This is a genomic window from Candidatus Andeanibacterium sp., assembly GCF_057143545.1.
In genome coordinates this window covers 14,681-31,014 of record NZ_DBNHSF010000191.1, presented here as the reverse complement: position 1 = coordinate 31,014, position 16,334 = coordinate 14,681, and the positions used below count along the sequence as shown (strand labels likewise).

Annotated in this window: 16 protein-coding genes and 1 pseudogene; 9 read left to right on the top strand and 8 right to left on the bottom strand. The window is 65.1% G+C overall.

The annotated features are described in order from the left end of the window. The 4 genes and pseudogenes from AC16XC_RS11400 to AC16XC_RS11385 form a co-directional block, all read right to left on the bottom strand. Positions 1-510 (bottom strand): annotated as a pseudogene (locus AC16XC_RS11400) (hypothetical protein); the annotation flags it as partial. Next, positions 510-1,202, bottom strand: coding sequence for a DsbA family oxidoreductase (locus AC16XC_RS11395; protein WP_484034777.1), 693 nt, complete (start codon positions 1,200-1,202; stop codon positions 510-512). The pseudogene AC16XC_RS11400 and the gene AC16XC_RS11395, both read right to left, overlap by 1 nt. Continuing rightward, positions 1,195-2,088: an NAD(+) diphosphatase gene (gene nudC, locus AC16XC_RS11390; protein ID WP_484034776.1), complete on the bottom strand. Its 894-nt coding sequence runs from the start codon at positions 2,086-2,088 to the stop codon at positions 1,195-1,197. Before nudC ends, AC16XC_RS11395 begins: the two co-directional genes overlap by 8 nt. Before the next feature lie 3 nt (positions 2,089-2,091). Then, positions 2,092-3,387 (bottom strand): serine hydrolase domain-containing protein, encoded by a 1,296-nt coding sequence (locus tag AC16XC_RS11385; protein ID WP_484034775.1) that lies wholly within the window; start codon positions 3,385-3,387, stop codon positions 2,092-2,094. Positions 3,388-3,477: 90 nt separating this feature from the next. On the opposite strand from AC16XC_RS11385, the gene AC16XC_RS11380 reads away from it, so the two are divergent. Together AC16XC_RS11380 and AC16XC_RS11375 are read left to right on the top strand one after the other, a co-directional pair. After that, complete coding sequence (locus tag AC16XC_RS11380) at positions 3,478-3,699, top strand: hypothetical protein (protein WP_484034774.1); 222 nt, start codon at positions 3,478-3,480, stop codon at positions 3,697-3,699. A 219-nt stretch (positions 3,700-3,918) separates the two neighbouring features. Next, a complete protein-coding gene (locus tag AC16XC_RS11375; protein ID WP_484034773.1) occupies positions 3,919-6,258 on the top strand; it encodes a putative bifunctional diguanylate cyclase/phosphodiesterase in 2,340 nt (779 codons plus the stop codon). Here the strand turns inward: AC16XC_RS11375 and AC16XC_RS11370 are convergent, their stop codons facing one another. Beyond that, a complete protein-coding gene (locus AC16XC_RS11370; RefSeq protein ID WP_484034772.1) occupies positions 6,259-7,323 on the bottom strand; it encodes an A/G-specific adenine glycosylase in 1,065 nt (354 codons plus the stop codon). Between the two features lie 14 nt (positions 7,324-7,337). Between AC16XC_RS11370 and AC16XC_RS11365 the strand changes: the two genes are divergently transcribed. The 6 genes from AC16XC_RS11365 (at position 7,338) to AC16XC_RS11340 (ending at position 14,574) form a co-directional block, all read left to right on the top strand. Further along, positions 7,338-7,880, top strand: coding sequence for a DUF721 domain-containing protein (locus AC16XC_RS11365; protein WP_484034771.1), 543 nt, complete (start codon positions 7,338-7,340; stop codon positions 7,878-7,880). Next, entirely contained in the window at positions 7,877-8,554 is a 678-nt protein-coding gene (locus AC16XC_RS11360; RefSeq protein ID WP_484034770.1) for a DsbA family protein, read from the top strand. Before AC16XC_RS11365 ends, AC16XC_RS11360 begins: the two co-directional genes overlap by 4 nt. 117 nt (positions 8,555-8,671) lie before the next feature. Further along, positions 8,672-9,436 carry a thioredoxin domain-containing protein gene (locus AC16XC_RS11355; protein WP_484034769.1) on the top strand — a complete coding sequence of 255 codons (765 nt, stop codon included), beginning with the start codon at positions 8,672-8,674 and terminating at the stop codon, positions 9,434-9,436. 23 nt (positions 9,437-9,459) lie between these two features. Next, complete coding sequence (locus AC16XC_RS11350; protein ID WP_484034768.1) at positions 9,460-12,885, top strand: chromosome segregation SMC family protein; 3,426 nt, start codon at positions 9,460-9,462, stop codon at positions 12,883-12,885. Then, entirely contained in the window at positions 12,885-13,241 is a 357-nt protein-coding gene (locus AC16XC_RS11345; protein WP_484034767.1) for a GatB/YqeY domain-containing protein, read from the top strand. The genes AC16XC_RS11350 and AC16XC_RS11345 overlap by 1 nt, the downstream gene beginning before the upstream one ends. Positions 13,242-13,329: 88 nt before the next feature. Continuing rightward, complete coding sequence (locus tag AC16XC_RS11340) at positions 13,330-14,574, top strand: class I SAM-dependent methyltransferase (protein ID WP_484034766.1); 1,245 nt, start codon at positions 13,330-13,332, stop codon at positions 14,572-14,574. 13 nt (positions 14,575-14,587) lie between these two features. Here the strand turns inward: AC16XC_RS11340 and AC16XC_RS11335 are convergent, their stop codons facing one another. Genes AC16XC_RS11335 through soxR form a run of 3 tightly spaced genes read right to left on the bottom strand, consistent with a single transcriptional unit; the run spans position 14,588 to position 15,780 of the window. Then, complete coding sequence (locus AC16XC_RS11335; protein WP_484034765.1) at positions 14,588-14,776, bottom strand: hypothetical protein; 189 nt, start codon at positions 14,774-14,776, stop codon at positions 14,588-14,590. Continuing rightward, on the bottom strand, positions 14,773-15,294 hold the full coding sequence (locus tag AC16XC_RS11330; protein ID WP_484034764.1) for an SET domain-containing protein: 522 nt from the start codon (positions 15,292-15,294) through the stop codon (positions 14,773-14,775). The genes AC16XC_RS11335 and AC16XC_RS11330 overlap by 4 nt, the downstream gene beginning before the upstream one ends. Before the next feature lie 45 nt (positions 15,295-15,339). Continuing rightward, positions 15,340-15,780 (bottom strand): redox-sensitive transcriptional activator SoxR, encoded by a 441-nt coding sequence (soxR, locus tag AC16XC_RS11325; protein ID WP_484034763.1) that lies wholly within the window; start codon positions 15,778-15,780, stop codon positions 15,340-15,342. Positions 15,781-15,956: 176 nt separating this feature from the next. Between soxR and AC16XC_RS11320 the strand changes: the two genes are divergently transcribed. Beyond that, positions 15,957-16,328, top strand: a complete 372-nt coding sequence (locus AC16XC_RS11320; protein WP_484034762.1) for a VOC family protein — start codon at positions 15,957-15,959, stop codon at positions 16,326-16,328. The last annotated feature ends 6 nt before the right edge of the window (positions 16,329-16,334 follow it).

Sequence of the window (16,334 nt, the reverse complement as noted above, 5' to 3'; positions counted from 1 at the left end):
TTCCCAGGGTGTCGTATTGCCGCTCGCCTGTTCCAGATTAGCGGGCTCGGGCGCCGCATTCGCCGAGCACAATTGCATGGTCGAAGCCTCGACCAGCGCCGCCTCCAGCGGGGTGAACATGTCGCCCGGGCCGGTATTGTCTTCGAACCGCAGCAGGCCTTCCTGCTCGTCGGCATTGACCGTCAGGATCACCCGGCCGAATTCGTACTCGCCGAGCGGGAAAGGGAAGAACACCAGGCTTGGCCCTTCGTATTCCGGCCCGAAAAAGCTCAGTGCGAATTCGACCTTGCTGCGTTGCTCGGTGGTGCCGGCAGCGCGGAAGGTGAAGCCCGAAGCGTCGATCGTCACCCGTGGTTCAAGGCTGCAATTCCCGCCCGGAGCATAATCGCCATAGATCGGCTCGAAGCCGGGTCCGTCGAGATTGTCGAGTGTGACCGCCTGCGCCGGCGACGCCGCCAGTGCCAGAATGGCGCCAAGAACGACAGGGACTCGGCGAAGAATTGCCAGCATCACCCGGCCTTCGCCAGTTCGACCACCTTGCGCAGGGTCTCGCGATAGACTTCCGGCTCCTGCGCCCCGGGGATCAGATAGCGCCCGTTGACGATGAAACTCGGCACCGCGTTGATATTTGCGTCACGCGCGCGCTGCTGTTCCATCCGCACCGCGATCTCGAGCGCCTCGTCGTCCAGTGCGTCTGCCATCGCCTTGCGGTCGAAACCGAGATTCTCGGCAATATCGAGCAGCACCTTGCGGTCGCCGATCCGGCGGTGCTGCTGGAACTGGGCGCGGAACAGGGCGAGCTTGAGCGCGGTCTGCGCTTCCATGCCTTCGACCGTCAGCGCCCAGCGCAAGAGCTTGTGCGCATCGAACGTGTTCCACATCATCGGCTCGGGCGGTTCGCCCTCACCGTCATATTCCATCGGAAACCCGGCCTTGCGCGCCACTTCCTGCAGGTTCGCACGCATCTGGGCGTATTCTTCGGGCGTGCGGTTATAGACTTCAGTAATGTGTTTTTGCTGGCTCTTGCCCTCGGGCGGGAGGTCGGGATTGAGTTCGAACGGCATCCAGCGCACTTCGACGTCGATCTCGCCTTCGAGCTCCTTCAGCGCCTTGGCGAATTGGGTGTAGCCGATCGCGCACCACGGACACATGACATCCGACCAGATGTCCACGGCCACTTTGGGCAGTTCGGCGTCACTCATTCTCCAACCACCATTTCATCATCTGGTGCGCGATCGCCTGCGAAGGCGGCGGGACGAAACTCTCGCTTTCGCGCTCCTTTTGCAAGGCCTCCGCCACTTCTTCGCGGGAAAACCAGCGCGCTTCCTCGATCTCGGTGCGGTCGATCTTCAGGAGCGCGCTGTCGGCATGGGCGTGGCAGCCGATCATCAATTGCGAGGGAAACGGCCAGGGCTGGCTGAAAATATAGCGCACGTCCCGCACCCTGACGCCCGCCTCTTCCTCGACCTCGCGGATCACCGCCTCCTCGATGCTTTCCCCCGGTTCGACGAAGCCCGCCAGCGCGGAGAAGCTCTTGGGCGGGAAGCGCGGCTGGCGCCCGAGCAGGAGCGTTCCCTTGTGCTCGACCAGCATGATGGTGACCGGATCGACCCGCGGGAAATGTTCGGCCTTGCAGGCCTCGGCAGAACAGGTCCGCTGCCAGCCGCCCTTGGCGAGTTCGGTCGGCTGCCCGCATTTTGCGCAGAATTTGTGGCGCGCATGCCAGTCGATGAGGCTCCGCGCACAGCCATAGATCGCCATGTCCTCCGCGCTCATCAGGGCGACCGCCTGCCAGGTCGCGCGATGGGCGAAGGCGGGATCGGCGCTGCCTTCCTTCGGAACGGCGGCGAAGGCCCCTGCCCCGCCCATCAGGCCGAGAAAGACCAGCTCGGCTCCTTCGGGCGCATCGGCCAAGGTCACCCAGGCGAGACTGCCATCGCTGTCGAGCTCGGGCACCAGCCCGTCGAGCTTGAGCAGCCTGGCGAGCGGCGAAGTGAGCGCGGCCAGCCGCTCGGGATCGGTCCTGACATAGTCGGCGCGTTCGATCTTCGATCCGGCAAAGGCAATATCGACCGCGCAGCAGGGCATGGGCTATCCTTGCTGCAGCGCGAGGTCCTTCGCAAGGGCCTCTTCGAAGTCCTCGTAAACCGGGTAGGTGAAGACCGGCATGTATTGCGTATAGAGCCCCGCGCGGCTGCCCGATGCCATGTCGACCACGCCGATCGTCCCGGCCGCCCCGGCCCAGCCATAGGCTTGCGGCGCACCGGCCCAGCCGACCCTGCCGCCCGCCCCGAAGCCGTAACCGGCGACCGAGGTGCCGTTGGTCACCGCAAGGTCGGGCAGGAGGTTCGAGGTACCGGTGCGCACCGCCGCTGCGCTCATCACGCGCTTGCCCTCGAGCATCCCGTAACCGGCCAGCATGCGCAGGAACCGGTCATAATCGCGCGGCGTCGAGGCGAGGCCCGAGCCGCCCATCGGGAACGGCGGCTTGTCGAGGAAGATCGAAAAACCCGGGAAATCGATCGGGATCACGAAGCCGCCGATCACGCCATAGGAAGTGGTCAGGCGATGGACTTCGCTCTGCGGGACTTGGAACCAGGTCTCCTCCATCCCGCAGGGATCGAAGATCCGCTCCTTGAGGAACGCGTCGAAGCGCTGGCCGCTGACCACTTCGATCACCCGGCCCATCAGGTCGAGCCCGGTCGAATAGATCCAGCGCTTGCCCGGCTGCCACACCAGGGGAAATTCGGCCAGGCGATCGGCAAACAGTTCGAGCCCGTGCACCGGCGCGCCGCGAAGCAGCTCCTCGATCGGCAGGCGGGTCAGCATCCCGCTGACGACCCCGGCCCGGTTCATCGCCTCCCGGATCGGTCCCTGCTGGACCGCCGAATATCCCAGCCCTGCGGTGTGGGTGAGCAGCTGGCGAATGGTGATGGGGCGTTCGGCGGGTTCGAGATTGTCCGGAGTAATCGCTCCGTCATACTCCTTCTGGACCATCATGTGGTCGAATTTGGGCAGGATCTCGGGCAATTCGGTGTCGAGCGTGAGCTTGCCTTCCTCGACCAGCATCATCGCCGCCATCCCGGTGATCGGCTTGGTCATCGAATAGATGCGATAGATGCTGTCCGCATCCGAACGGCGCGAGCCGTTGAACGAGTCGCGCCCGCTTCCGACCAGCTGCGCCGCTGCGCCACTGACGCCGATATAGGCGATCATGTTGGCGACCATGTCGCGGTTGACGTAATCGCGGCACATCTTCGCGACATTGGGGAAGGATTGGCCGGCCTGGGCCATTGTCCGCCCGCCAAACAAGGGAATGGCCGCGCTGGCGCCGAGCGCCGCGCCGGCGCGGATCAGGCTGCGCCTGGTGATCGCATTACGTTTCATCGCCTGTCTCACTCGCACCCCCAGCCTGTGCCCAAGCTTAACATGCCAAGGAGACTTGAATTGGCAAGGTGTATTATCTAGATAAGTCACATGCTCAATATCGTCTCGATCGTCATCGGCCTTGTCGCGCTTGCACTCGCCATTCCCTCGACCATCCCGCTGCTCGGCTGGGGCAACTGGATCGTGCTGCCGATAGCCGTGCTCGGCGCCGGGATCGGAGCACTTTCACGCTCGAACCATGGGCGCAATTTCTGCCTGATCGTGTTCGCGATTGCCTGCGTGCGGCTGTTACTGGGCGGCGGAGTGATCTAACTCCCTGTCTGGCCGGCGCTTCGAAAGACCGGGATTGCCGATCATGCCCAAGATTCATGGTTAACCGGACCGGCGCAGGATTGCGCCGGCGGCCACAATTTTTCCATGCAAATCATCCAGTTGCCGACTCGAATCCGCGATCAATGAAAAATCCGGGGGTTAACCCATTTCCGGCCCGCCGGCGGTAATTTTGCCCTTGCTCGCGGGAGGGCAGAATCAATGGTCCGGCAGAGACTAGGCGATTTCAACTGGCGGTTCCGCCGCAATGTCCTGCTGCCCGGGATGCTCATTCTTGCGGCCGCCGCGGCGCTTACGGCGATCGGACTGTTAAAATCCGCGAAGGCAGTCGACGACATTGCGACCCAGGCGCTCGCCTGGGAGCCCTATCGTGCGATCGGGCGCGGCCTCGACCAGATGGCGCTGGCGCAGGAAACCGTGGGCATCTGCGACCTGTGCGAAGCCAAGGTAGTCGGCCCCGATCCGGACACCGCCTGGATCGACCACAATATTGGCCGCAAGCTGTCCTATCTTTACCGCATCCACGAAGTCCATGTCCTCAACGAGGACGACCGGCCGGTCTATGCGCTGGTCAAGGGCGATCTCGTCCCGCCAGCACGCTTTTCCGAAATTGCGCCGGAAATCCTGCCCTTCGCCAGCCTTGTCCGGGGCCGGACCGTGCGCCCCAACGGCTTCAGCGACAGGTTGCCCGGCCAGCCAATCTCGCCGTTCAATGCGATCAGGACCAGCCCGACCGCGATCCACGCAACCGAACTCGGCCGGGTGCGAGGCCAGACCGCACTCATCAGCGTGTTCAGGATGCGGGCGGAAGCTCCGGACGAGAGCAGCACCGTGCGCCCGCCGCTGCTGGTCGCGATCCGCTATCTCGATGCCGCTTTCCTGACCGAAGCAACCACCCAGAATTACCTTGTCGAGCCCCGCTTTTCCGCGGATGGAACCACGGCACCGGGCGAGCAGGCGGCCCCGTTGATCAATATGGCTCAGCAGAATCTCGGCTATATCGTGCACAAGCCGATGCTCCCGGGTTCGATGTTGATCCGGCAATTGCTGCCGATGGCGATCGCCGGGGTCCTGCTCGTCGCTGCCCTGCTGCTCACGCTCACGCTCAAGCTGCGCAGCATGATGCGCAAGGAGCAGCGGCAGATGGACGATCTGCACCAGGCCCATGTCGAGTTGCAGGCGCGCGAGGCGCAGACCCACCACCTGGCCTTCCACGACATGCTCACCGGCCTGCCCAATCGCGGCCTGTTCAACAAGGATGCCGACAAGATCCTGGCGCTGGCCAAGGATGGCCGGCCGGTGGCGCTCCTGCTGCTCGACCTCGACCGGTTCAAGAACGTCAATGACCGCTTCGGCCACCTCGCCGGGGATGCGTTGATCCAGGAAGTGGCTCATCGCCTCGGCGAAATAGTCAGCCATCCATCCAAGATCGCCCGGCTCGGCGGCGACGAGTTCGCCATTATCCTGCATCCCGACGATCCTTCGGGCGATGTGAAGAAGACGCTCGATGCGATTCTCGAAACGATGCGCGCGCCGTTCGACCTGGTTGGCGGCCAGGCCCATGTCGGGGTGAGTATCGGCGTCGCCCTGGCCCCCGATTACGGGACCGATCGAACCGACCTGATGCGCAAGGCCGATATTGCGATGTACCGGGCGAAGGCTGCCGGCCGGGACTGCTACAGTTTCTTCACCGAAGCAATGGACGAAACCGTGCAGATGAAGGCGGCGCTCGAATCCGACCTGCGCCGGGCACTGGGATCGCTCAACGAATTCGAAGTCGTCTACCAGCCCCAGATCAACGCCCGGACGAACGAAGTCGCCGGATGCGAAGCGCTGCTTCGCTGGAATCACCCGATCCACGGAATGGTGATGCCGCAGATTTTCGTCCCGGTTGCCGAGGAGGCCGGGATCATCGGCGCGCTCGGCGACCTGGTGTTGAAGGATGCCTGCCGCCTGGCCAAGGCGCGGCCCGACCTTTCGATCGCCGTGAATCTTTCCCCGGTGCAGTTTCTCGAACAGGGATTTGCCGAACGCCTGGCGCGGGATGTCCGGCGGATGGAGGTCGATCCCGGCCAAATCGAACTGGAAGTCACCGAGGGCGTCCTGCTCGACGACAACGAGAATGTGCGCAACGCAGTGAGGTCGCTGCGCGAGAGCGGCTTCCGCATCGCGCTCGACGACTTCGGGACCGGCTATTCGAGCCTCAGCTATCTCAACAAGTTCGAGGTCGACAAGATCAAGATCGACCGGAGCTTCGTCCAGCGTCTCGGCAAGTGCGACGATGCCAATGCGATCGTGACCGCAGTGGTGACCCTTGCGCATGCCATGGGCTTGAGCGTCACCGCCGAAGGCGTCGAGGAACCGGAACAGGATGCGTTCCTGCGCCAGGTCGGCGTAGCCGAATTGCAGGGCTTCCTGTTCTGCAACGCCCTGCGGGCAAGCGAGATCGAGGAGGGCATCGTCATAGCGGTCGGCAATGGCAGCGACGCCCCGGATGGTCCGGACAACGCGAAGTCCGCCAACCGCCGCGCCGCGGCCTGATCAGCGAAGCGGACCACCAGGTTTCAACCGCGCCGCCTTGGCAAACACCGTCGGCAGGCCCGCCTCATCCAACCGTTCGACCGGCCACCATTCGCCCTCGTCCGGGACTTGCGAAGCCTCGATGGCCGACAGCGAAAGCGTCAAATGGAAATGGGTGAAGCTGTGGCGTACCGCCCCGGCCTTGCGCCATTCGCCCGCCAGCGGCGGCACGCCCGAACCGTCCGAGCGCGCGGTCCAGCCATCGTCGGGCAGCGCGCGCATCCCGCCGAGCATACCCCTGGCCGGGCGCCGCACGAGCCCGACATGGGCGCCTGCTTCACCTGGCCGCTCGATCCAGTAGGCCGTCCCTTCCCTTTCCGGCCTGGCCTTCTTCGCCGCCTTGACCGGGAAGCGCGCCGGATCGCCCGATGCCCGGCCTTGGCAAAGTGCTTCCAGCGGACAGAGCAGGCATTTGGGATCGCGCGCGGTGCAGATCGTCGCGCCAAGGTCCATCATCGCCTGGGCGAAATGCCCGGCCTCGCTCTCGGGCGTTATCGCATCGGCCTTCGCCCGGATCGCCGCCTTGCCGCCCGGCAACGGCTCGGCGATCGCAAACAGCCGCGCGACCACCCGCTCGACATTGGCATCGACCACCACCGCCCGCCGGTCGAAGGCGATCGCGGCCACCGCCGCCGCGGTATAGGCGCCCAGCCCCGGCAGCTCGCGCAATTCCGCTTCGGTATCCGGAAACCCGCCGCGCGCTGCCACTTCCCGCGCGCATTTCACCAGGTTGCGGGCGCGCGAATAATAGCCGAGCCCCGCCCAGGCAGCCATGACATCTGCCTCATCCGCCGCCGCCAATGCCTCGACACCCGGCCAGCGCGCGGCAAATGCCTCGAAATAGGGCTTCACCGCCGCGACCGTGGTCTGCTGCAGCATGACTTCCGATAGCCACACGCGATAGGGCCAATCCTTGTCCTGAACTTGCGCCTCGCCGGAGCCGGGGGGCATACGCCAGGGAAGTTCCCGCGCATGACTGCGATACCATGCGAGCAGGATTTCGGCGATCGGCCGGCTGGCTTCCATCGCCGCGCTATGGCATGGCTTTCAAGATCATGGAACGGAACAAGCCGGTAAATCGAAGAACCAGGCGCTACGAGCGTCCGCGTGGCGGCCCTGCCCGCTCGGTCGCCGAACTGATGCCCGATATCGGGCGGTCCGCCTTCCGCAAGTTCGGATTTGTCCAGTCCTCGGTCGTGACCCGCTGGCAGGAGATCGTCGGCCCGCACCACGCCCGGGTCTGCGCGCCCGAATCGATCCGCTTCCCGCCCGGCGAGAAGAGCGAGGGCATATTGCAGCTGGTTGTAACGCCGAGCCACGCCCCGCTGATCCAGCATGTAATCCCCGAAATCATCGAGCGGGTGAACCGGTTCTTCGGCTACAATGCCGTGACGCGGGTGAAACTTCGGCAAGGTTCGGTTCAGGCCCCCGCTGCTGAAACGCGCCCGGCGGCACCGCCGTCGCTCAAGCCGATCCCGATGGAACTCGGCGAAAGCCTGCGCGATATCGGCGATCCCGAATTGCGCACGGTGCTCGAATCCCTCGCCCGCAGCCTGGGCGGCAAGGAGGATGGGAAGGAATGAAAGGCCTGTTTCGCGCCGCGATGGCGCTGGGAGCAGCGGTGCTGGCGATGGGCCAGGCGCCCGCCCCGAACTGGAACACCCAATTCGTCGAGACCAGTGGCGGACACCGGGTCGGCAATCCCGCCGCAAAGGTGAAGCTGACCGCGTTCGAAAGCTATACCTGTCCGCACTGCGCCAATTTCGAGCGCGAGGCGGAAGGCGCGCTGAGGGTGGTCTACATTCATTCGGGCAATCTCTCGCTCGAAGTGCGGCACATCATCCGCGACCCGATCGACCTGACGGTAGCGATGCTCGCCAATTGCGGGCCGAAAGAGAAATTCTTCGACAATCACCGGGTGTTCATGCTGAGCCAGTCCACCTGGCTTGCCGGGGCCGTCAATCCTTCGCAGGCAAGGCTCAACCGCTGGACCAGCGGCGATCCGGCCGCCCGGCGCCGCAATATCGCACAGGACCTCGGGCTCTACGCGATCATGGAGAATCGCGGCTACACGCAATCAGAAGCCAACCAGTGCATCAACGACGATGCAATGGCCCGCAAGCTGGCGACCGACAGCGCCGCCAATGGCGAGACTTACGGGGTTCGCGGCACGCCGAGCTTCGCGATCAACGGCACCGTGCTCGAAAACGTTCATACCTGGCAGTCGCTCTCTGCCAAGATCGACGAACGCCTTTGATCGAAAGCTGTTGATAGGTCGCCAGCGCCAGCCTTAAGCTGTGCAAAACCACAGGCGGCAAGGTTACCGCGCTTCTATCGCTGCCCCCCATGGGCTAGCCCTGAGAGGACCATGAGAATGACTCTTTCGACCGTTTCCCTTCGCAAGGCGAGCCTGTTGGCGCTGTCCGCCCCGCTGGTTTTCGCTCTGGCAGCCTGTGGCGGCAGTTCCGATGCCGGGAGCGAGGAACTCCCGGCGGGCGAGCCGATCGCTCATATCGCGCCGCCCGAAGGCCAGGCCTGGCAGGATATTGCCGCCGAAACGCCCGAAGGCGGGTTCGTGATCGGCAATCCCGACGCGCCGCTCAAGCTCGTCGAATATGCTAGCCACACCTGCCACGTCTGCGCCGATTTCTCGCAGGACGGAGCCGAAGCGATGAATGGCTACGTCAACAGCGGGGTGGTGAGCTACGAGCTGCGCAACCTGATCCGCGACCCGGTCGACCTGACCATTGCGATGATTATCCGCTGCGGCGATCCGGCGCTGTTCCACCCGCTGGCAGACGAGGCCTGGGCCAATTTCGACGAACTCATGCAAACCGTGCAGGCCAACAGCGCGGCGATCTCGCAAGCGGCGGCGGCCAATCCCGACCGGCGGTTCCAGGCGATCGCCCAGTCTTCCGGGGTGCTCGATTTCTTCAACGCCCGCGGCGTCAGCAGCGAACAGGCCATGCAATGCCTGGCCGATAACGCGCGGGCCGAACAGCTGGCCGAACGCTCCGACGAACAATCGGAACAGCTCAACATCACCGGCACCCCGACCTTCTTCCTCAATGGAAGCCGGCTCGATGTGACCAGTTGGGCGGCGGTCGAGCCGATCCTGCAGAACGCCGGCGCGCGGTGAACAAGGTCGGACCAGGTTCGGCGATGCAGATCAGGAAGCTCAAGCTCACCGGCTTCAAGAGCTTCGTCGAACCGTCCGAACTGCGGATCGAACCGGGGCTGACCGGCGTCGTCGGGCCCAATGGCTGCGGCAAGTCCAACCTGCTCGAAGCGATCCGCTGGGTGATGGGCGAGAACTCGCCCAAGAGCATGCGCTCGGGCGGGATGGACGACGTGATCTTCGCCGGGACTTCGCAGCGCCCGCCGCGCGATTTCGCCGAAGTCGTGCTCCATGCCGCCGACGAGAACGGCGACGAGATCGAAGTCACCCGCCGGATCGAACGCGGCGCGGGCAGCGCGTATCGCGTCAACGGGCGCGATGTCCGGGCGAAGGATGTCGCGCTGGTGTTCGCCGACGCCGCGACCGGCGCGCATTCGCCTGCCCTGGTCAGCCAGGGCAAGATCGCCGGGGTGATCGCGGCCAAGCCGGCCGAACGGCGGCAGATGCTCGAAGAGGCCGCGGGGATCGCCGGGCTCCATGTCCGCCGCCGCGATGCCGAGAGCAAGCTGCGCCAGACCGAGACCAACCTCGCGCGGCTCGAGGATCTGATGGCCGGGCTCGACGCGCAGATCACATCGCTCCGGCGGCAGGCCAAGCAGGCCGAACGTTACAAGAAACTGTCCGAAGAGATCCGGCACGCCGAGGCGCGGTTGCTCTATGCCCGCTGGCGCGATGCGGCGGCCGCCGCCGATGCCGCGCGCGAGGCCGCGAAGCAGGCCGAGGGCAAGGTCACGCTTGCCCAGGCGAGCGCGAACGAAGCCCAAAAGGCCCAGCATGCGGCGGCCGAAAAGCTCACCGAAGCGCGCGACGAGTTGGCCGACCGGCGCGACGATGCCAGCGCCCATGGCCACCGGATGGCGGCGCTGACCAGTCAGCTCGAAGCGGCCGAGGAGCGGCTCGCCGATCTCGAGCGCCAGAAGCAGCGGCTCGAAGAAGATCGCGGCGAGGCCGACCGGCTGACCAGGGATGCCGCCGAAGCGCTCAGGAAGCTCGAACAGGAACTCGATTCTGCGAGCCGCTCGCTGGCTGCCGACGAAGAACGCCGCCCGGAAATCGCCGCCGCGGTCGAGCGCGCCGAAGCGGCGGCGCGCGCCGCCGAACTGGCGCTCGCCAAGGCGACCGCCGACCATGCCGGGGTCGAGGCCGAATGGCGGGTGGCCGAAGCCGAAGTGGCACAGGCGCAAGCGCGGCTGGCGCGGCTCGACGGCGAGGCGAAGCGGCAGGAAGAGACCCGCGCCTCCCTGATCGGCAGCGGCGATCCGGAACTGGCAGTCAAGCAGGCCATGAGTGCCGCCGATGCGTCCACCGCGAGGCTTGCCGAACTGCGCGCGGCGCTCGACACGCGACGCGCGGAGAAGGACAAGCTTTCCCAGGCTCGCGACGAGGCTGCCTCGGCCTTCGCTTCGGCCAAGGCCGAACTCGCCGGAATCGAACGTGAATTCACTGCCCTGCAACGCGATCGCGATGCCCGGGCGAAGCAGGCAGCGAACCGCAAGGGCCTGCCCTCGGCACTCGACAAGGTAAGGGCGGCCCCCGGATACGAACGCGCGCTGGCCGCGGTGCTGGGGCGCGATGCCCGCTCGCCGATCGGCAAGCCCGATAGCGATGGCGAGGGCCGTTTCTGGACCGGCAGCGAACCGCCGGCAGCCGTCGGCGACAGCCTTGCCGCCCATGTCGCCAGCTGTCCGTCCGAACTCGCGGCGCGGCTGGCGCTGGTCCATGTCGCGGACGAGGACGATGGCCGCGCGCTCAAGCCCGGCGAATGGCTGGTGACCAGGGCCGGGCATTTGCGGCGGTGGGACGGGTTCGTCGCGCGCGGCGAAGGGGCGGCCGAAGCGGCGCGGCTCGAAGCCGAGAACCGGCTCACCGAACTGGAGGGCGAATTGCCCGCGATCCGCGCTGTGGCCGAACGGGCGGAGGCTTCGCAGGCGACAGTCCAGGAGGCGCTCACTAGCCTGCAACAGACACTCATCGCCGCCGAACGCGAGGTCGCACAGGCGTCGGAGGAAGAGCGCGCGGCCCTGCGCGCGCTCGACCAGGCCGAAGCGGCGCGCGAGCGGCTGGCGACGCGGCTGACAGAACTCGACGCGGCCAAGGCCGACCTCGCCGAACAGCGCAAGCAGGCCGAGGCCGAACTCAAGGCCGCACAGGACAAGCGCGCTGGCCTGCCCGATCCCGAAAGCGGACGTGCAGCCCTTTCCGCCGCGCAAGCGAAGCACGAGGCGGCCCGCACCGCCCTGCAATCCGCCGCCGCCGACCTTGCCGCGCATGACCAGGCTCTGGCCGTGGCGCGCGAGCGCAAGGCCGCCCGCGCCGCCGATATGCGCGGCTGGGAAGCGCGCGCGGGCGATGCCACCCGCCGCCTGTCGGAAATGGCGCTGCGGCTCGAACAGATCGCCGAGGAACGCGCAGTGGTTGCGGCGAAACCCGCCGCACTGATGCAGGAAATCGAACAGGGCGATGCCGTGCGCGAGCGGCTGGGCAAGGAACTGGCCGAGGCCGAAGCCGCGGTGGCCAAGGCCAATGAGGCTGCGCAGGCCGCCGGCGCCCGCCTGACCGAATTCAACGAAGCGCTGGCGGAAGCGCGTGAGGCCCGGGCCGGCGCTTCTGCGCGCGCGGAAAACGAGGAATCCCGGCGCGAGGAAATGGCGCGCATCTCGGGCGAGCGGTTCGAATGCCCGCCCGGCATGCTCGCCGGCAAGTTCGCTTTCGACGAAGACAAGGTCCTGGGTTCGCTCGAGGAATCGGCCGAGCTCGAACGGCTCCAGGCGAGTCGCGAACGGATCGGCCCGGTCAACCTCGTCGCTGCCGACGAGCTCGAAAGGCTCGAGCAGGAACACGGGTCGAGCGCCGCCGAACAGGCCGAGCTGGCCGAAGCGGTCCACCGGTTGCGCGGCTCGATCGGCAACTTGAACCGCGAGGGGCGCGAGCGGCTCCGCACCGCGTTCGAAGCGGTCGACGAACATTTCCAGCGGCTGTTCACCCGGCTGTTCGAAGGCGGCAACGCCCATCTCGCGCTGGTCGATTCTGACGACCCGCTCGAAGCAGGGCTCGAAATCTACGCCCAGCCGCCCGGCAAGCGACTGCAATCGCTCACGCTCCTCTCGGGCGGCGAACAGGCGTTGACCGCGATTGCGCTGATCTTCGCGCTGTTCCTCACCAACCCAGCGCCGATCTGCGTGCTCGACGAAGTCGACGCGCCGCTCGACGATGCCAATATCGAGCGCTTCTGCGACCTCCTCGACGCGATGACCGCCGAGACCGACACCCGCTTCATGATTGTCACCCACAACGCCGTGACGATGAGCCGGCTGCACCGGCTGTTCGGGGTGACGATGATCGAGAAGGGCGTTTCGCGGCTGGTCAGTGTCGATCTTGGCGGGGCGGAGGAACTGCTCGCGGCGGAATAATGACCGAGACCGCCGCCAATGTCCTGAAAGCCCGCCTGCGCGCCGATCTCAAACCGGCGATGATCGAGCGCCGCAAGGAGGAAGCCGCGCTGCTGCGCACTTTACTTGCCGCGATCGACAATGCCGAGGCACCGGCGCAAACCAGCGAGCAAGCAAGCGCCGCATCGGCCGATTTCGGCTCGGGCGGCGGCGAAGTTGACCGGCTCGACCTGTCGGAGGCCGATCTGGCGGCGATCCTCTGGCGCGAAATCACCGACCGCGAGGAGAATGCCGCGGAATTTGCGCGCAGGGGCGTTTCCGATCGTGAACAGTCCTTGCTGAGCGAAGCCGATTTGATCCGGCGCTATCTCCCCTGATCTCCCTGCCAGCGCATCGCCGCCTTTTTAAGCGCGCAATCTTCCCCTAAGACCGTTCCCCAGAGGGAACAGGAAGGCCAGGAACCGCATGGGCAAGTCACTGCTCGAACGATTGCTGTCGGGAATGATCACCAGCGGCAAGCTGCAGATCACGCTCGCGAGCGGCAAGGAACTGCATTTCGGCGAATCCGCCGCAGGCTATCCCGACATCGCGATCCGCTTCACCGACGGTAGAGTTCCGCGCGACATCTTCACCGATCCCCGGCTCGGCGCGGCCGAGGCCTATATGGACGGGCGGATCGTGATCGAGCAGGGCGACGTGATGGATTTCGTCCAGCTGGTCCAGTCGAACCGCCCGTGGGAGGGCGGCGCCGAACTGCGCGAACCGACCGCGCTGCGCCGGATCAAGGACAAGGCGGTGGTCGCCGCGCGCAGCTTCAACAGGCCGGGGTCCTCGCGCAAGAATGTCTCGCATCATTACGATGTCGGCAATGCGCTCTACCGGCTGATGCTCGACGAAGAGCATATGCAGTATAGCTGCGCCTACTGGCCGAGCGACAATATGACGCTGGCCCAGGCGCAGGAAGCCAAGCTCGCCCATATCGCGGCCAAGCTGGCGATCCAGCCCGGCCAGCGAGTGCTCGATATCGGCTGCGGCTGGGGCGGCATGGCAATCTACCTTGCGCGCAAATTCGATGCCGAAGTGCTCGGTATCACGCTCAGCAGCGAGCAGCTCAAACTGGCACAGGAGCGGGCCGAAGCCGCCGGTGTGTCAGCGAGGGCGAAGTTCGAGCTGGTCGATTATCGCGACCTTGCGAAGCGCGGCGAGAAATACGACCGGATCGTCTCGGTCGGGATGTTCGAGCATGTCGGCGTGCCGCAATTCGAGACCTTCTTCCGCGCCTGCGCCAACCTCATGCCCGATGACGGCGTGATGCTGCTCCACACGATCGGGCGGATGGGCACGCCCGGACGGACCGATGCCTTCACCGACAAATATATCTTCCCTGGCGGCTATATCCCGGCGCTGAGCGAAACGGTCGAAGCGAGCGAAAAATTCCGCCTGATCGCGACCGATGTCGAGACGCTGCGGCTGCATTACGCCAAGACCCTGCGGCAGTGGTATGCCCGCTGCATGCGGCACCGGGATGCGATCGTCGAGATGTATGACGAGCGCTTCTTCCGGATGTGGACCTTCTATCTCGCGGGGGCGACTTCGAGTTTCGAGAATGGCGGGATGTGCAATTACCAGATCCAGTTCGCCCGTTCGCGGCGCGCGCTCCCGCTGACCCGCGACTATATCGGCGAGACCGAGCGCAACCTGCTGGCCTGATCCGGCAGGGCAATCAGGACTTGCGCCAGCCCTGCATGGTCAGCGCCTGGATGAGCTCGTCGAATTCCAGCTCGACCCCGATCACCTTGCCCGAAAGCATGTGAATCGCGCTACGTTCGCCCTTGGGGACGATCGCCTCGATATTTTCGGTGTTTATGGCAATCTCCTCGCCTTCCGAACGGGGCACCTTGACCAGCTTCATGCGCTCATTTCCCCTTGCGAACCGCTTCCGTTGGGTGCGGCCGATGGTTGGGCCGCGGTGACGAATTGGCGCCCCGGCAGCATCACGAACTGGGGCTCGAAGTCCGCATAGTTGCAAGTCATTTCCTCGCCCTCCGCGATATCCCTGGTCGCCAGCCCCACATCCGGATCGGTGAAATCCGTGTTGGGATCGGTACTGTGGTTCATGAAACGGCCATGGTCAAATTCGATGATCACCAGGTCCGGCCGGACAAGATGGGAATAGCTGTATCGCGTGATGAACGCCTGCTGGACTTCGCTGAGCGAAAGTATGTCCGAAACCGACAGCAGCAGGTCGAATCTGGTATCGAAGCGCCACACGGAATCGCCCTTCTTGATCGGCGCAGCGGCAAACACGCCGACCCCCTCGATTTCGCTGGGGCCGACATAGGTCGGGACTGTCATCATCTCCTGGGTTCCGGGCGCGCGAAACAGGCGGGCGCCCACGCATTGCCGGACCGTCCGGCAACAGGCGCTCATTGCTACCGCTCAATGCGAACGGCAATAGGGTGCCGGCCAATATCCTCAGCCGAGCACCAGCCGCGGTCCCTTGCCGCTGGCTGCCATGCGATCGTCCTTGTTGTAGAGCTGGCATTTCTGGAGGCTGAGACAGCCGCATCCGATACATTGGTCGAGCTGGTTGCGGGTGCGGGTGAGCAGCAGGATCCGCTCGTCGATCGCGCTCCTCATCGAGCGGCTGATCTTCTGCCAATCGTGGAAGGACGGGGTGCGGCCCTGCGGTAGGCGCGCCAGCTCCTGCTCGATCTCGTCGAGCCCGAGGCCGAGCCTCTGGGCTATCAGGATGAAGCTGACCCGGCGGATATCCGAGCGCAGGAAGCGGCGCTGGTTGCCGCTCGTCCGGAGCGAGGTGAGCAACCCTTTCTCCTCGTAGAAGCGGATCGCCGACACCGCGACACCGGTTCTCTGTGCCAATGTCCCGATCGGGATGAACGGATCTCTTGCCATCAGCTATTGCCCCCAACCATCTGTTTCTTCGTATTTATTCTTCGAAACATCGCCATACTGCCATTCAGAGCTTGACCTAAAGTTAACTTGAGGTTGCAGGTTAGGCAAGCGCGGTGATTCGCGATGGTTTCGCGCTACCCGCGAGAAGCGACAACGATATGAAGGAGAATTGGCCAATGGCTGTCGGGATGATCGAACATGTGAACCTGACCGTCACCGACCCGGAGCGGAGCGCAAGGCTGTTCCGTGACCTGCTCGGCTGGCACGAGCGCTGGCGCGGACCTTCCCAGATGGGCGGCGAGACGATCCATGTCGGGAGCGAGGCGAGTTATCTCGCGCTCTACACCAAGGAAGGGGCCAAGGGCGGCTATGTGAAAGGCGTGCCGCTCAACCATGTCGGCGTGCTGGTCGACGATCTCGACGCGGCCGAACAGGTCGTTGTCGCCGCCGGGCTCGAGCCATGGGGGCATGACGATTACGAGCCGGGAAGGCGCTTCTACTTCTTCGACTGGGACGGAATCGAATTCGAGGTGGTCAGCTATGAATGAGCCGAT

Coding starts and splice junctions, on each gene's coding strand:
- AC16XC_RS11395 (WP_484034777.1), bottom strand. CDS start 1,202: ATGAGTGACGCCGAACTGCCCAAAGTGGCCGTGGACATCTGGTCGGAT.
- nudC (WP_484034776.1), bottom strand. CDS start 2,088: ATGCCCTGCTGCGCGGTCGATATTGCCTTTGCCGGATCGAAGATCGAA.
- AC16XC_RS11385 (WP_484034775.1), bottom strand. CDS start 3,387: ATGAAACGTAATGCGATCACCAGGCGCAGCCTGATCCGCGCCGGCGCG.
- AC16XC_RS11380 (WP_484034774.1), top strand. CDS start 3,478: ATGCTCAATATCGTCTCGATCGTCATCGGCCTTGTCGCGCTTGCACTC.
- AC16XC_RS11375 (WP_484034773.1), top strand. CDS start 3,919: ATGGTCCGGCAGAGACTAGGCGATTTCAACTGGCGGTTCCGCCGCAAT.
- AC16XC_RS11370 (WP_484034772.1), bottom strand. CDS start 7,323: ATGGAAGCCAGCCGGCCGATCGCCGAAATCCTGCTCGCATGGTATCGC.
- AC16XC_RS11365 (WP_484034771.1), top strand. CDS start 7,338: ATGGCTTTCAAGATCATGGAACGGAACAAGCCGGTAAATCGAAGAACC.
- AC16XC_RS11360 (WP_484034770.1), top strand. CDS start 7,877: ATGAAAGGCCTGTTTCGCGCCGCGATGGCGCTGGGAGCAGCGGTGCTG.
- AC16XC_RS11355 (WP_484034769.1), top strand. CDS start 8,672: ATGACTCTTTCGACCGTTTCCCTTCGCAAGGCGAGCCTGTTGGCGCTG.
- AC16XC_RS11350 (WP_484034768.1), top strand. CDS start 9,460: ATGCAGATCAGGAAGCTCAAGCTCACCGGCTTCAAGAGCTTCGTCGAA.
- AC16XC_RS11345 (WP_484034767.1), top strand. CDS start 12,885: ATGACCGAGACCGCCGCCAATGTCCTGAAAGCCCGCCTGCGCGCCGAT.
- AC16XC_RS11340 (WP_484034766.1), top strand. CDS start 13,330: ATGGGCAAGTCACTGCTCGAACGATTGCTGTCGGGAATGATCACCAGC.
- AC16XC_RS11335 (WP_484034765.1), bottom strand. CDS start 14,776: ATGAAGCTGGTCAAGGTGCCCCGTTCGGAAGGCGAGGAGATTGCCATA.
- AC16XC_RS11330 (WP_484034764.1), bottom strand. CDS start 15,294: ATGAGCGCCTGTTGCCGGACGGTCCGGCAATGCGTGGGCGCCCGCCTG.
- soxR (WP_484034763.1), bottom strand. CDS start 15,780: ATGGCAAGAGATCCGTTCATCCCGATCGGGACATTGGCACAGAGAACC.
- AC16XC_RS11320 (WP_484034762.1), top strand. CDS start 15,957: ATGGCTGTCGGGATGATCGAACATGTGAACCTGACCGTCACCGACCCG.